Below are 15,052 nucleotides of genomic sequence, written 5' to 3' on the forward strand. Positions count from 1 at the left end.
GTTTAAAAGATTCCATTCCTGAAGATAATTCAGTCCGCTTTATCGATGCTTTTGTTGAGAATATCGATTAAAAGCGTTAGGTTTTGAACTGCAAACGCTCAAAACAGAAGGACGACCCGCTGCGCAAAGTCTCCGACTTTGCGTCATCAAAAACTTTTAAGTGTAATAATTTTACACTTCTAATTATAGTATTAACTACTGTACTTCTCTCCCAAACGAACCCTTTCATGTATCCATAATTACACATCGCACATTCTGCCTACACTTTGGGATCTTTTGTATTCTATGAGTTTTTTGGGAAATACTTCCCATCTAAAAGACTCCGCTCCATGATTTCGTTAGAATCTAATGTCGCAAAATTATCAGCTACGATATCCTTCACTTTCTGAAAGTCCTCTATTGAACAATTAGGATAAACCCTGATCTTTATCTCCTTCAAAACATTTTCATCAATTGGCAGATCTATATATTCAGGAAGATTATTTCTTTCTTGATGTTTACATCCTGCATATAAATAAAACCGAACTTCATCCTGAAATGACCAAAATGCATCCTTATACCTTATTGGAGCTGCTTGATGAGATAAACCTATTCCATTTCCATCTTCACTTTCTTTCCAATGCTGCTTCTTAAGTGCTGTAAAGTTCTCGTCATATTCAACTTTGACAACAAACCCATTTTCTTCATCCATAGGAGGTGCAAAGTAGTATTTCTGATCGTTTTGATACCAGTCGACAAAAGGTCTTGGATAAAACATATTTTTACAAGGATGATTATCCTCCAAAGGAATTTTTTCTAAAAATTGATCTGTTCCCGCAATGGGTATAGGAAATTTCTTATACCATTTAATAGGCATTTCAATACGAACTCCTTTGCGTGCATACATCGCCCATTGGGGAATTTTTTCTTTCATATCTAAAACCCAGCAAGACAAGAAATAATTCTTTTTCAATATTTCTGGCAAACCATCAGTTTCTGTTCTATCATCCATCAAATCAAAACGTTTGAAGCGGATAGTTTTATTTTTTAATATTAAACCTAAAGTTGTAATATCTGTATAATGATATATTTTTTCTGTCATTGTTCCTATCATATCAATTACTCCCTTTTAAATTTATTATTAAACTACAAAATCAGGGTTATATTCGTCTGGGAACTCAATTTTAATATTTCTTAAATTAAGACTTCTTTTATTAAAAAGACATAGTTGAATTGCCGGTTTATAATCTAAATATTGTGGTTTTGATACTTCAAATATTAGACGGTGTTTGTATTTTTTATACTCTTCTTTGTGATCAGAAATTGATTTTATCCCATAAACCCTTATTGCTTGAAAACTGAAATCAGGTACTTTTCTTAAAAAAGTAATAATTCTTGCAACAGTAGTATTTGCATTCGCCATATTTTTTGATGTAAGAAGCTTTACGCTTTCGGCAAAATCTTGCATATGTTCCGTATCTCCAACGAGATCAAAACATTCATCTGAACTAAAGTCGCATTCTGCTCGACAGATAATATAAGAATCACCATGCCTTACTTTCCCCCACCAATGTGCGTTTTCTATGAAAGTATCCCAAAAATAATAGCCATCACCAAGCCAAGCATTGCCCCAATTACAAATAAAAGGAGCATTATCTTCAATATAATCCGGATTGCCCTTATCTTTAAGAGTTTGATATAACGTTTTTACTTTCACGCTATTTTATATTTGAGTGGTATTTTCTCTTAGTGGTTTTTCAAGCGAAGAAAGATTCATTGTTGGAAGAATAACAGGAGGAATATTTGCCTGTAAGGTTACTGTACTTATGAAAGCTCTCATATAAGGAAAAATGATAGCTATAGAATTTCTATAAAAATAGGTTGGGATTTCTTCAATATCATTAACATTTTCGAACTTAAAAGTTGCAACACATTCAATAGCCACAAAAGGTATTTCACCACCTTCTGTGTCTGCTTTAAAAATAAATTTCAGCTCGTATGAAGAAGAATCTGATAAAAAAACACCAGATGGCTCAAATGAAATCCCTAAATCATTTGATTTTCTATTTTCAAGATTGATATCAACTTTAGAAAAGAAATATTTTTCTAAACTAAAGGCCGCTTTGTTTTCCATTGTTAAACTAATTTAGGCTAATATAAAAAAAAATCCGAAGCGAACTTCGGATTTTCTAATATTTCATTTTTGCAACTGAATTCCCAATATGAATTTCGAACTTCTGTCTCATAAAATGACTTGGACTGATGCAAAAAATCATCAACCTTCGATCCTACAGAATCATATTTTTCAGTATCTGCCCAATCTTTAGCTATTTGCTGTTCAGGAACACTTTGAAAATATGCTTTTAATGTCTCCAATACTGTTTTCATATTATTTATCTTATCATTATACAATTACCCGGTAGCTGTACAACAATTACTATGCAAATGTACTCAAAAAATGTTATATATTATATCATCACAGATAATGTAGGACCAAAATACCTGCCTACCCCATTTTCAGCTTATTCTCAAAATATACAAAACGCTGTCGTTTCAGTCTTCATCATGTCCTATAAAAGCAAAGCCCAACTCCCGTTAGGATTTTCTGTGAAAAAACTCACTTCACCAGGCTTTCATTTCTTTTCCTCAAGACAAAAAGAAAGCTTAGTTATTATCTACAGTGTTTATTTTTTTATTTGATTTTCAATTATTTCAAGTAATGTGTTCGGCCAGTTTACTACAGCAATCCAATTTTTATTTTTTCTTTCATAAATAAATTTTTTCCTCGTAATTTCTGTACTTCTGAGAACAGCTTCAAGCATTGGATTAGAACCAGTTATAAAACCTTCCAAAGGCTCTCCAGCTGTAATTAAATTATGTGTGAAATTGTTTCGCAATTTTGATAAAAAATTTATTTTTTCTGAATCTGTAAACTTTATGTATTCTCCTGTTGGAGCTTGCATAAATAGACTTTTAAAAAGTACTTGTTGTTCTTCCTCATTCAATATATTATTAATGAAATATTTGAAAGATTTTGTTGCGCCGTAACGTTTATTATATTCTAATAATCCTTTCTTTGATATTTCTCTAAGATCAGAACTTCCAATTTTATCAAAAAATAATTCACTTTCTTTTAGGCTTAACCAATCCATATAACTAACGTGATTTTTACTAGACTGACCCAATAAATCAAAGCATGTTAAGCATAGGTAATATATTAAACCTTCAAAATCAGAATAGGTATGTTTTATAACATTCTTATTGTTTTCTTCACAATATTCTCCATCATTACCGTAAAATATGGCCTTGTTTTTGTAAAGTTTTTTTACTAGCATTAATCGCTTTTTGACTAAATTATTATTAATCATACAGGTGTCTTAAAATTAACTATAATTTTATATGATATTTACTCTGCAACATTCTGACTAACGTTAAATTTCAATATTGATAATCAACATTTTGCGATTTCAATATCCCTGTCAGTCAAACCAAATTTAGTGATTTGTTTTTGATTTCTTTTAGCTGCAGCAATTTTTCTTTTCTCGTCAAGGAAAAGATATGGTGAAGGTGGTTGGTAGCTTTGGCCCTTTACAAGCATATTCCAGCTGATGACGGCGAGTTTGCGGGCCAGAGCCGAGACAGCGGTGGCTCTCCCTTTTTTATAGTTCAGTCTTTTGAAAAAATCTGCCAGCCAGCCTTCTTTCAGATTCCCTATGGCATTGCAGTGTTTCGAAAAGCAATTTTTTATTTATGGGTGACCACGCGAAAGGATTCGCGCGGTAGCGGGGAATCGGCGCATCTCAATGAGATTTCATAACGCAGAAGGCTCCTAAGTCGAAGACTTAGCGCAACGGGTCATTAGTACAGCCAGCAATTTTCTATGAGTTTCAGCTACGAAGTAGCGACATCAATTAGCATAGGGCGAAGCCCTATGGACAATATAACCGTCCCAATCCAGCCCTGAAAGGGCGGTATCATTTTTTTAGTCATCGTAAGAAATATTGCAAAATTAGATAGTCAAAGAATATAAGTGTGTGCCAGGGAGAAATAGTATGGCTCAAAGTCAGAGACTTTGCGCAGCAGGTAACGTTTTTTGTACCAGGTGGTAAAGAAGTAATCCTAACATAGAAAAGTATTTTTATGTGATGCAAAACGTCTTTTCTTGCCCCAACCCTTACTTCGACAGGCTCAGCATAAAAAAGGGTGGAAAAGACTTCCGCTATATTCACAGGCGACGAATCAATTTAAATTACCAATGGCGCGGATTTTTAATCCGTGCCACTAGTTAATACAAATAGCCATTTTATGCCAAACTTTTGATACACCAGCCACCATTAAGATCCCCTCTTTGCGAAGAGTGCGTAACGAACGAAAGCCTGTCCGCCTTGGCGGAAAGCAATCTCAAAAACTGTTTCGTACTTTATCGGTAATTTTATATAAGACACGCTGTTAGAAGAAGTCACGGATTACAAATCCGCAATATTAGGTTAAGCAAACGTGATGCTTTCAGATTTCTGATATTCTCTAATACTTTGATCCATAGTGCTAAATTAAACAATTTTTAATATTTTTATTGAAACAAAAAACAAATAATGGGAAATAGAATAATTTATTTAAATAATGAATCAGCACAAAAGATTGGTTTTAATAAAAAGCGAAATGTTAACAAAGAGCAAACCGAGAATACCAACCGAACCATAAGCGAAGTCAAAAAACATTATTTTAGAACCTACAAAGAATCTTTTTTAGTACAACGAACAGAAAGAGAAATCAACCGCTCGTTAGACCTGCCCTACACTATAGATTTGATCAAAATTCATTTTTATAAATCATTTGATAATGACCTTCACAAAACATTCCTAACTAAATACGGCATTACTCCCGTAGAGTACACCGATTTTAACAGAACCGTTCTCTTCCAGATTGAAGAGGAGGAAAAGTTGATAATTTTTTTACAACATTTACAAACAATTATAGACAGCGCACCAGAGACCACTTATCAAAATACAGAATTCAATCTTTTAGCCTTGATGGAGAGGTTTTCATTTTATTCCACTCAAGACAGAGTTGATACACTTGATAATGAAGGTCTTGTAATTTCTTTAATATCAACCCATTTGGTTGAGTTCTATAACAGTCAGAAAGAAATTTTATTTGCCAATTTAGAAGAGTTATCCATTCCATATACCTATTCTGAAAACACGCCAGCTATAATTGAAATTCATCAGATATCGCAGGAACAGTTAACAATAATTACAAACAATTTTGACATCGTCAAAACAATAATTAGTTCCCGATCGGGAAACATTCGTCCCGGTATAGCAGGCCCTGTTAGAGAATACGGATTCAATATTACAGTCGAGGATCACCTGCCTGTGATAGGCATTATAGACACAGGAATCACTCGTATTGAGCCATTTCGCGATGCGCTACTGCCAGCAAATTTCAATCACACCAATTATCCTGCAGAATGGGATGAAGAAGGGCATGGCACACTGGTCGCTGGTTTAGTAATATTAGGAGATGATTTCTATTTGGAAGAAAAAGAAACTTACCCTGCTAAGGCAAAAATCATGAACATCAAAGCATTGCATTTCAGTAATGATGAAATCAATATTGACTATTCCGATGAAAGTGAACACCTAATTCCGACCAAAGTGGACAGTGGTTTTGATGATGATTTCTTGGGTTAAAATTAGACAAAATTATTTATTACTTTTTCATTTTTTTTCTCATGGATTCCCCTTGCAGTTCAAAGCGGATTGCTGAGTGAATAATCCGATCCAAAATAGCATCTGCAATTGTTTTTTCTTCAATAAGATCATACCAGTTTTTTACCGGTAGCTGTGAGCAAAAGATGGTTGCTCTTTTTTGATTTCTATCCTCTATCAAATCCATTAGTATCATCTGCTTTTCATTATTTATGGCTTGCAGTCCAAAGTCGTCGATAATCAATAAATCATGACTTTCTATTTTGTTGAGTTCCTTGATGTAGGAACCATCTGCTTTTGCCATCATTAATTTCTGGAAGAGTTTGCCCAAATTATAGTACAAGACTTTATATCCTTTGATGCAACTTTGATGTCCCAAGGCTGTGGCCAAAAAGCTCTTTCCGGTTCCTGTACAACCTGTAATGAGTATGTTTTCATTTCTGTCAATAAAGGAACAGTCCGATAAACGGCTGAGGAGATTTCGATCAATATTGCGATCGCCGGTATAGCTTATTTCCTCTAATGATGCCTGATAATGGAACTTTGCATTTTTGAGTAATCGCTCGGTTCGGCTGTTGTTACGTCCATTATCTTCAGACTCAATAAGCCATGCAATGAACTCATCGTTGGTAAAAGTGTCCTGGTTTCTGGTTTCGAATGAAGATTCATACGCTCTTTTCATTCCGTTTAAACGCATTTTCTGCATCTTTTCAATAGTGGCATTTGTATTCATAATTTAGTTTTATTTAAATTGTTAAGCATAATATTTTGATCCTCTGATATTGTCATGATTAGAAATGGATACGTTGAATAAATCGGCTTGTTCCTCTTCTTTATCAAGTCCTCTTTCTAAAATGTTTTTGATAGAATTGTAGCTTATAGCATCGTAGCTCAGTGCCCGTTTACAGGCGTTATCCAAACGCTGCTTTCCTATCTTGGATTCCATGCTCAATATTCCCATGCAACTCTTGTAGCTCTGTTCAGGATACTGCTTTTTATCCAATATTTTCTCGATATACTCCTTTGTATGATTGCCTATTTTTTGTGCCCAGGAGATAAAAAATTCCGAACTCCAATCGCTATTGTAGGTGTGGTTTACAGGCATGTGTTCCTTTATGGTCACATAATCATAAGCCTTGCGACTGCGTGGATGTAGTGCGATTCGGGCTTGGTTGTGGTAGATTTCCACCACGCTTTGGGTAAGAACCAACTTTACTTTCTTTCCGATATAGGCGTTGGGTACGCTGTAATAGTTTTTGTCAGCAGAATAATAGGCATGGCAATTCTTCTGTACGGTGGCAATTTTGTAGTCTCTAAGCTCATATTTCTCCATAGGCAATGACTTTAAAGCATCCTTTTCAATTTCTAAAAATAGAGATGTACGACTACTGTGTTTTTTTTGAAAAGGGGTTTGGTTGTAAGTCAAAAGAAGTTTCTTTATTGCCACATTCAATTCAGCAATGCTATAAAATTCTTTATCTCTTAAAGCTGCATATATGCGGGTATAAGTGATATTCACGGCACCTTCAACTAAAGATTTGTCCTTGGGTTTCAAAGCTCTTGCAGGCATAATTGAAGTGTCGTAATGCGAAGCAAAGCAGGCAAATTGTTCGTTTACATGCGGCTCGTATCTATGGGATTTGGTTACTGCTGATTTTAAATTGTCGGGAATAATGCAAGCTGGAACCCCTCCCAGATAATGCAAACAGTTTTGAACACTACCTATAAAGTCAGGAATTTGTTGCGAAAAAGAGGCTTCTACATAAGTGTATTGGCTTGCACCAAGGGTGGCAACAAAAACTTCCACTGGCTTTATTTCACCAGTATCCTTGTCGATGATGTGGAGTTTTTTGCCCGCATAATCTATGAAGAGTTTTCTCCCGCTTTGTGGGTAGTGGGCATGTAACCTTCTGATTTTCGGTTCCATTTGTTGTAATGTTCGCAGAACTGACTGTACATAACCCCCTGAGGATGCTTTGTCTTGTACTCAGTCCAGAGAATCTGACGGGTGACACCCACACGCTTTAATTCCTTTTCGATATAAGGAAAAATGGAATATAAATCTTTGTGAATCTGATCTCTATTAAGTAAATCTAACTCATTGGGAACTTCGAAAAGTTCAGATAATTCTTCCCCTTCGAGTTCAAGGAGTTCTTTGAAGCAAATTCCAGATTTCTCTATCAAACAAAGATATTTGATAATGGTTGTCCTTGATTTTCCAAGGCTTTTGGATATTTGATTGTTCGAAAGACCATTGTCCTTCAGCCTGATGATTTCTCGTATCATAATTGATCCTATTGATTTATTAGCCATACCCATGTGATTAGATCACAAAGTAGGAGAAAAAATCATCATCAAAACTGTTCACTTTGAACCGGAATCAGGGTGTACAGTTTGCACCGGAATTACCTGTTCAGTTTAAACCGGAATCGGGTGTACAGTTTGCTCCGGAATACCCAATCAATATCCCAAAATTGATCTCAGACATAAAAGATGCAAGAAGAAATCATGGTGTTAGGATTTTCAATATGTCTCTTGTAATTCCGAACGCAAAAAAATACAATTCCACCTTTAGTCGATTTGCCTATGAACTTGATAAACTGGCTTACGAAGAAGATGTACTCTTATTCATCTCTGTCGGAAATTTTTCCGACGACAGTCTAAAATCTTTAAAAGAAGACTTCCCACATGAGGATCACGAATATCCAAAATTCTTTTATTGTCTAAATACAGATTCAGACTCCCATGTTTGCGAGGACACCAATATTTGCTGCCCATCTGAATCATTAAACAATATTTCAGTAGGTGCAATAGCCCATAATTTAGAAAATGGAGACTATTCAGATGTTACTCCCTCACCAATATACCCCGCATATTACACAAGAAAATTCCATATTGATTTTAGCCAGGCAATTAATGGCTCAAAAATAAATGCAAACAGTAGAAATAAAAATTTAAATAAACCCGATTTCATTATGGAAGGCGGCGACCTCTTTAATTACAATTCGGGGATGCAGATTCTCCGTTCAACCATGGTCGATGCAGAAAAATTTTACGGCAGAACATGCGGAACAAGTTTAGCAACACCACTATTAACATCATATGCCGCAGAAATCCTAAGCCATTATCCAAATATTAGAACACAGTCTGTAAAAGCAATGTTAATGAATAGCTCTGGTTACCACAGTAAGTCTGCCTTACCTGCTTACAGTGAACATTCCGAAAATTTATTAAAAAGCCTCATAGGCTTTGGCCGTCCAGACAAGAAAAAGATATTGGCAACCGATAACAATTCTATTGCTTATCTCATTGAAGGAGAGATTACATTAGAACAAATAATCAGCTACCCAATTTATATTCCAGCTTATATGCGAACCAACGGCAACAAATTACAATTTGACCTGTCACTTTCCTACAGTTTTAATCCAATTATGGATAATCACCTCAGTTACCTACCACTTCATATTTCCTTTTGTTTGGTAAAAAACTTGACTATTGACCAAATTGCAGATACCAATAAATCTTTTCATGGTATCAAAAATGGATTTGCCTGGAGCGAGGATCATTTTGGCATCGATAACAAAGTTTTTTCAAATGCTCAAAAGAAAAGCTACAAAATGCAACCGACAGACATCATCAACGCAGATGGTTCTATTGCAATAGCAGTAAGATGTTTAGCAAAAAATAACTTTATAGAACAACTGAGAAACCAGCAACATCACTTCTCTTTAATGGTGAACGTAACCGAAATTATTTCGAACGAAAACGCCAATGACATCAATCTTTTTCACGAAATGATGCAAATAAATAATTATATTGAAATCGAAAACAATATGGATATCGACCTTGAAACCGAAGCATAAAAAAAGCCAGTAATAAAACTGGCAATTAAATATTTAAAGAGGTTTTTTCTTTAAGAATAAGCGATTCCCAAATAGAGGTCTTAATTTTTCTAATTTCGGAGACTTTTTTTATATTCTTTTCAGCAAACAGACTTCTTTTAATGGCAGTAACCAAAGTTTTTTGAATACTATAATAAGAAAGCCCTATCGCATTTTTTATAAGTGGGGTCACTTCTGATTGATGATCAAATTCAAATTTTCCCTCACGCAGCGTCATAGTAACCAAGTCAACAATCTGTTGTTCATTGGGTAATTCAAATTCTATGGAAAAATCAAATCTCCTCAAAAGAGCTTCGTCAATCATTTCTTTTTGATTCGTAGCTGCAATTACGATACTACTCTGAGGCAGATAATCAAATAATTGAAGAATGGTATTAACCACCCTTTTCATTTCCCCGTGATCTTGATTATAATCCCTAACTTTTCCTAAACTATCAAATTCATCAATAAAGATGATGCAATCCTCTGCAGTCGCATTTCGAAAGATCTTAGATAGATTTTTACTGGTTTCCCCCAATTTAGAAGACACAATCGCTCCAAGATTAACAACCAACATCATTTTCTTTAATTCTCCCGCAATAACGTAAGAAGCAAGCGTCTTTCCACATCCAGACGGACCATGCAAAAGAATTTTATTAGAAACGGGTAAATCATACTGTGCTAGCAAATCAACCTGCTGATGTTCCTCAATAAAAAAGTTCAGATCATTTTTAATATCATCATCTGCAACAATATTGGAAAGCGTATAATCAGACGTGATCTTTTCTAATATAAGTTCCTGATATTCCCTATCTTCTATCTGATTAAAATAAGCATCCGAACCTACTTTAGTCAGAGTTGCAGTCTTAGGCTGCCTAAGACTCTCTTTCAAAATAGATTGAAGCTGAATCGCAAGATTAACCTTTTTGGTTTTTTTGGAATGTTCAATTAACTCATTAAGAGCACTCATCAAACTGCTTTGATTGTTTTCCAAACCAAATTTTGCGATATCTTTTATGTAATCAAATTGACTCAAGGATATTTTTTTACTTTATTTTGCAAATATATTATTTATAAAGTTAATCAAATTAAGGATAGATCTACTTATGAAATTTTACTAAGATTAAAGATCCTTGCAAATTCTCTCTAACTTTTATGACCTCTTTGAAAACCATCACTTCATATATCATTTTATCTTTTCTAATATGATCGCTAGCTCTTCGGATAATTGTTTAATCAAAAATAACTTGAGACCTTTCTCATTATCAATCACATACTGCAAAAACAGTTTGTTTAATTTATTCAAAAAATCAAAATCTTTGGTGAGATATTCCTTAACATTACTAAAATTATATCTTTCTCGTAATTCTAATGTAAACAAAGTTAAAATCGTATTCTTACAACTTATTAATGCTTCAAACAAATCATTTTCATCAGTGTATAAAAACAATTCATTTCTAACCTGAAAATTCTTAAACACCTCTTCAAGAAGCTCGTCATTATTGGCATTGATTGCTTTAATCAATTCATTTGTTTTTTCTTTTGTATTTTTTTCCTCAAATGAATTGTGTACTTGCTTTATTAGATCGACAATATATGGATCATCATCCTTATTTTGAAAATGAAAAATACTATTAAATAATTTACTATTATACTCTTCTCTTTTTTTTGAGATTTGAATTCCATCAAATAAACTTTTTTGAATATTATCCTCAGTTTCGTAAAACAAATTATTAGTTGAATAAAATTTCAGGAACCTTGAGATTTGTAAATAATCATAAATGTTATATTTTCCTTGTTTTGCAAATTCATAACCTTGCCCAAGTTTTACAATAAAATCTGAATTTTCTAAATCACGAAAATTGTAATTAAAAACTTCAGTAAACACTGTACTTTCTATAGTGGCCTGCTCAGGATACCTGCCATTCAGCTCATCTTCTAAAATTTCAATATCTAAAAAACCACTCAAAATAAATTGATAAATAGATTTATAAAAATGAAAGTCATTAATATTTTTGGTTAAATATTTTTCATAAAAAATTTCTAATTCAGTTTTTTCTCTTTCCAAATCATTTGTTTCAATTAAACTATTTGGATTCGAGAAATTAAACAACATAAATGAAGGGTTAATATCCTCAATCCCCTTTGCATTGTCAGAGTCGCTTGAAGTAAGTTTACCACTCTTAAACTCGTTTGTGATTATTAAAGAAAATAATAAGATTTCGGCAGTTAAGTTATTATGGTTTTTGACACTTGGAAAAACATTGCTTATTACATCTATATAAAAGGATATATTTCTCAAATTCTTAATATTATATTCTTCAAAAAGCCCTCTAATAAATGATTCGTTATGGCTTAGGAATTTATAGAAATCTTTTTGACTTTCATATTTTTCAAAAAGCATCGGTATGATTTCATGTAGTTTATTTTCAAAATTGAGAACCCTTCCTATTACTTTCTCTTTTATAGTGTTATAATCTGAATCTTTAGTTAAGTCATTCTTAATTTTACTTTCATCCGATAAAAAAACTACTTTGCAATTTTTATGCTCTACCAAATCATTTACATAACCTAATACCTCAGATAATTTGACATTACACCTCTCTAAATCATCAAAAACAAATACGTTTTTTTCAAAATTTGTTATATCAAATTCAACATCTTTGATGATTTTATCAGGATCAATATCATACTTTCCTTTAACAAGCTGGAATAAAACATTCTTAGCAAGATTCCCGATAGAAGCAGCCTTCTTAACATCTAGTTTATTTAAGAAAGGAATTAACTTAATTTTAAGGTTATAATCTATGGTATCGATGCTAGTGATTCCATTTAAAGACAAATAAACTGTTTTATATTTTAATTCTGCTGCTATATTCGTTAATCGATTTTTGAAAAAAAAAGTTTTTCCACTTCCCCACTCCCCATTTATTAAAAGTGAATAGTCTGTTTTTTCTTTTTGTAAATAATTCTTAAAAACACTTTCAATGTGAATACCCTCCATAAAATATTATTTTAATAACCGTCCCCTTAGTTAATTGTAAAGTTCAGTATGATTGACCACCTAAATCCGGTTCAAGGTGACCATCACCCATTTCAGTAAAAACGACAGGCTTTCCCACCATTCACCAGGCTTTCATTTCTTTTCTTTCAGACAAAACGAAAGCTTAGTTATTAGCAGAAGTTTTTATTTTTTGAAGTAAAATTTTATACTCGTCATTTGTCATTTTGTTGTGAATACCCATATAATGGTCAAGTTTACCCTTTAATGAATTTATATTAGCTGTTTTTTGTACGATAAGAAAACTACTTTGTAATATAAAATTTATTGATTTTGAATTTTTAACTTTCTTTTCGTAAATATTCATAGAATCATCAATGTAAATCATTTCTTCATTTCTGTGGATGTTTTTCCCAAAAAAAGACATATTAGTTTTTACTTCTAATCGGAAATAACTCCAAGAAAAATCATTCATAGATTCAAAATAAAGACACTCTGGTTCTAAAAAATACTCGTTGTTAATCATTAAGTATTTCTTAGAATTAATTTTGATAATACCAATATCTATTAAGTCTAAACCTCCAGAATAGGGGAAAAAGGTATGATTCAAATTATCGTAATTTCTAAAAATAATTTCTAAAATATCTTTAATTTCTTCAATATTTTCCCATTTAGAATTTAGGGGAACAGAGATTGGATACATTTTTCGAATAGCATCCTCCCACTCAATTCTATTTCTTAATTGATAATTATCATTACTTTCAAGCCAAAAATTAAATCGCTCTTTAAATTCTTGAATTGTTGGTCTTTTATCAGGGTCGTTATGTGTAGCATCGAAAAGTAGTTTATCCAAAACGACTAGTGAAAAGTAATTTGGTTCTCCAAAATTTGTAGATTCATTTATTTTTAAATCAACATAATTTTTTAAACTAATTGAACTATGAGTATTGTATTGACCATCAAAACTTGTCCATTTTTTAGTTAAAATAACCCAAACTGTTTTTGCAAGAGAATAAACATCTGCTTTTTTATATTCTGCAACTGAAGAAATTCTTCGCATTTCGGGAGCAATAGTAAATATAGGCCCTATTTTTTCGTTTAATCTAGATACTCTTTTTTGTTTGGGAAAATTTGCAAGACCAAAATCAGATATTGTAGGATAATCATCTACAACAAGTATATTTTCAATTTTTATATCCCTATGCGTTATCTCTTTATTATGAAGAAATTGTACAGTGTCAATAATCTTTACTACAAAATTCCATATCTTTTCTAATTGAAATATTGGTAAGCATTGTTTTAATGGAGTACCAATTGGCATTATATAATAAGGAGTTTTTTTTGATGCAGTTTCAGGAATATAGTAATCAACTATTTTAATTACTCCAATATGTGGATTATTTTTAATTACTTCGATTTCGTCACAAAATCTTTTGTAGTGTATGGTTTTTTTATAGTGTTTAATAGTTTTTTTAGCAAATAGTTCACTTTTGTTATTTTCAACACTCCATACAACCCCATTTCCTCCTTTTCCTAGTATTTCTTTATCAATGTATATTTGCATAAAATTTCCGCTAACTTTCAAATATACAAAAACTCTCTACTTAACCCCTTACGCTTTCCCATAAAAACCAAAAAAAAAGGATCTAATCACCCTTTTCCATATACAATTTTTATAAAATCATCTACACCTATATATTTGCAAAAACCAATCTCATGAAAACCCTAAAGATCTACAACATCATCGCAGTGATAATCATCATCTTACTTTGCGCTTGGGTCGTAAAACTTCAAAACGACTTAAAAGAAACCGAAAAATATTAGAACAATGCTCAGATCGATATTATCAGGAAATTGCTAAGTAGAATTCCTGGACACGGTACCAGAATCGAACCAGTACATCTTTTTGACTCCGATGTCGCAGGCAACCCATCCCAACTCCTACTTATCTACTTCAATTTTTTTTATAAATTCATACTTTTTCTCAAGTATGGGTTTCTGAGGTAAGAAATCTTTAGGTGAGCAATCAAGCGCTATTGCGATCAAGTTTAAATGGATAGTGTTATATTTTGCTTTTTTTGAAGGAGCTTCGATATCACTTATAAAGGTCGTGCTTTTGCCTATAGCTAAAGATAATGTGGTTTGGCTAACACCTTTACTTTTTCTAATATCTTTAACTTTATTTATAATAAAACGTTCAATTTCGTCAAGTGAATCATGCATATGAACAAATTGAATGATAAATCGATAAAAAAACTAAGGACTATAGTCCTGTATTTGAAATTATTTATTATATTTGTCTCAAGATTGCATCCAAAAATGTAATTTTGCGATACTTCAAAAAATATAGAAGCTATTCGCTTAGAATCTTGTAATAGAAAACTGGTACTTTTTAAAGCAACAAGAGGATAAGTAAAGTAGCTCACGACCTAGGCGTGAGTTCACTTATCTGTTGCACGGTATACCAGTACCTCTATTAC

Annotated in this window: 14 protein-coding genes; 2 read left to right on the top strand and 12 right to left on the bottom strand. The window is 32.7% G+C overall.

Translation table 11 applies throughout. The features are described from left to right. Positions 1-283 precede the first annotated feature (283 nt). The 5 genes from Q73A0000_RS09630 to Q73A0000_RS09650 form a co-directional block, all read right to left on the bottom strand. Positions 284-1,093: a hypothetical protein gene (locus Q73A0000_RS09630; RefSeq protein ID WP_193810763.1), complete on the bottom strand. Its 810-nt coding sequence runs from the start codon at positions 1,091-1,093 to the stop codon at positions 284-286. A 27-nt stretch (positions 1,094-1,120) separates the two neighbouring features. Further along, entirely contained in the window at positions 1,121-1,696 is a 576-nt protein-coding gene (locus Q73A0000_RS09635; RefSeq protein ID WP_193810764.1) for a hypothetical protein, read from the bottom strand. Between the two features lie 6 nt (positions 1,697-1,702). Beyond that, positions 1,703-2,113 (bottom strand): protein-export chaperone SecB, encoded by a 411-nt coding sequence (locus tag Q73A0000_RS09640; RefSeq protein WP_193810765.1) that lies wholly within the window; start codon positions 2,111-2,113, stop codon positions 1,703-1,705. Positions 2,114-2,130: 17 nt separating this feature from the next. Beyond that, on the bottom strand, positions 2,131-2,367 hold the full coding sequence (locus Q73A0000_RS09645; RefSeq protein ID WP_193810766.1) for a hypothetical protein: 237 nt from the start codon (positions 2,365-2,367) through the stop codon (positions 2,131-2,133). A gap of 296 nt (positions 2,368-2,663) precedes the next feature. After that, positions 2,664-3,314 (bottom strand): hypothetical protein, encoded by a 651-nt coding sequence (locus Q73A0000_RS09650; protein WP_193810767.1) that lies wholly within the window; start codon positions 3,312-3,314, stop codon positions 2,664-2,666. 1,257 nt (positions 3,315-4,571) lie between these two features. Between Q73A0000_RS09650 and Q73A0000_RS09655 the strand changes: the two genes are divergently transcribed. After that, positions 4,572-5,672 (top strand): S8 family serine peptidase, encoded by a 1,101-nt coding sequence (locus tag Q73A0000_RS09655; RefSeq protein ID WP_193810768.1) that lies wholly within the window; start codon positions 4,572-4,574, stop codon positions 5,670-5,672. A 19-nt stretch (positions 5,673-5,691) separates the two neighbouring features. On the opposite strand, the gene istB is transcribed toward Q73A0000_RS09655, so the two are convergent. Genes istB through Q73A0000_RS17020 form a run of 3 tightly spaced genes read right to left on the bottom strand, consistent with a single transcriptional unit; the run spans position 5,692 to position 7,976 of the window. Then, positions 5,692-6,423, bottom strand: a complete 732-nt coding sequence (gene istB / locus Q73A0000_RS09660; protein ID WP_193810584.1) for an IS21-like element helper ATPase IstB — start codon at positions 6,421-6,423, stop codon at positions 5,692-5,694. 21 nt (positions 6,424-6,444) lie between these two features. Then, on the bottom strand, positions 6,445-7,617 hold the full coding sequence (istA, locus tag Q73A0000_RS09665) for an IS21 family transposase (RefSeq protein ID WP_244140720.1): 1,173 nt from the start codon (positions 7,615-7,617) through the stop codon (positions 6,445-6,447). Further along, the gene (locus tag Q73A0000_RS17020) at positions 7,554-7,976 is read right to left on the bottom strand and encodes a hypothetical protein (protein WP_244140721.1); all 423 of its coding nucleotides are present in this window, start codon (positions 7,974-7,976) and stop codon (positions 7,554-7,556) included. The genes istA and Q73A0000_RS17020 overlap by 64 nt, the downstream gene beginning before the upstream one ends. An 83-nt stretch (positions 7,977-8,059) precedes the next feature. Between Q73A0000_RS17020 and Q73A0000_RS09670 the strand changes: the two genes are divergently transcribed. Then, complete coding sequence (locus Q73A0000_RS09670; protein ID WP_193810769.1) at positions 8,060-9,553, top strand: S8 family serine peptidase; 1,494 nt, start codon at positions 8,060-8,062, stop codon at positions 9,551-9,553. Between the two features lie 25 nt (positions 9,554-9,578). On the opposite strand, the gene Q73A0000_RS09675 is transcribed toward Q73A0000_RS09670, so the two are convergent. The 4 genes from Q73A0000_RS09675 to Q73A0000_RS09690 form a co-directional block, all read right to left on the bottom strand. After that, positions 9,579-10,607 (bottom strand): AAA family ATPase, encoded by a 1,029-nt coding sequence (locus Q73A0000_RS09675; RefSeq protein ID WP_193810770.1) that lies wholly within the window; start codon positions 10,605-10,607, stop codon positions 9,579-9,581. A 150-nt stretch (positions 10,608-10,757) separates the two neighbouring features. Next, positions 10,758-12,575 carry a P-loop NTPase fold protein gene (locus Q73A0000_RS09680; protein WP_193810771.1) on the bottom strand — a complete coding sequence of 606 codons (1,818 nt, stop codon included), beginning with the start codon at positions 12,573-12,575 and terminating at the stop codon, positions 10,758-10,760. 163 nt (positions 12,576-12,738) lie between these two features. Continuing rightward, positions 12,739-14,136, bottom strand: a complete 1,398-nt coding sequence (locus Q73A0000_RS09685; protein ID WP_193810772.1) for a protein kinase domain-containing protein — start codon at positions 14,134-14,136, stop codon at positions 12,739-12,741. Between the two features lie 377 nt (positions 14,137-14,513). Next, a complete protein-coding gene (locus Q73A0000_RS09690) occupies positions 14,514-14,795 on the bottom strand; it encodes a helix-turn-helix domain-containing protein (RefSeq protein WP_193810773.1) in 282 nt (93 codons plus the stop codon). Positions 14,796-15,052: the final 257 nt, after the last annotated feature.

Origin of the sequence: Kaistella flava (ex Peng et al. 2021) (genome assembly GCF_015191005.1) — a bacterium.
GTDB classification, from domain to species: domain Bacteria; phylum Bacteroidota; class Bacteroidia; order Flavobacteriales; family Weeksellaceae; genus Kaistella; species Kaistella flava.

Bases quoted from the DNA above. Each gene is read 5' to 3' on its own strand.
- Q73A0000_RS09630 (WP_193810763.1), bottom strand. From the start codon at position 1,093: ATGATAGGAACAATGACAGAAAAAATATATCATTATACAGATATTACA.
- Q73A0000_RS09650 (WP_193810767.1), bottom strand. From the start codon at position 3,314: ATGCTAGTAAAAAAACTTTACAAAAACAAGGCCATATTTTACGGTAAT.
- Q73A0000_RS09685 (WP_193810772.1), bottom strand. From the start codon at position 14,136: ATGCAAATATACATTGATAAAGAAATACTAGGAAAAGGAGGAAATGGG.
- Q73A0000_RS17020 (WP_244140721.1), bottom strand. From the start codon at position 7,976: ATGATACGAGAAATCATCAGGCTGAAGGACAATGGTCTTTCGAACAAT.
- Q73A0000_RS09645 (WP_193810766.1), bottom strand. From the start codon at position 2,367: ATGAAAACAGTATTGGAGACATTAAAAGCATATTTTCAAAGTGTTCCT.
- Q73A0000_RS09690 (WP_193810773.1), bottom strand. From the start codon at position 14,795: ATGCATGATTCACTTGACGAAATTGAACGTTTTATTATAAATAAAGTT.
- Q73A0000_RS09680 (WP_193810771.1), bottom strand. From the start codon at position 12,575: ATGGAGGGTATTCACATTGAAAGTGTTTTTAAGAATTATTTACAAAAA.
- istB (WP_193810584.1), bottom strand. From the start codon at position 6,423: ATGAATACAAATGCCACTATTGAAAAGATGCAGAAAATGCGTTTAAAC.
- istA (WP_244140720.1), bottom strand. From the start codon at position 7,617: ATGGAACCGAAAATCAGAAGGTTACATGCCCACTACCCACAAAGCGGG.
- Q73A0000_RS09640 (WP_193810765.1), bottom strand. From the start codon at position 2,113: ATGGAAAACAAAGCGGCCTTTAGTTTAGAAAAATATTTCTTTTCTAAA.
- Q73A0000_RS09655 (WP_193810768.1), top strand. From the start codon at position 4,572: ATGGGAAATAGAATAATTTATTTAAATAATGAATCAGCACAAAAGATT.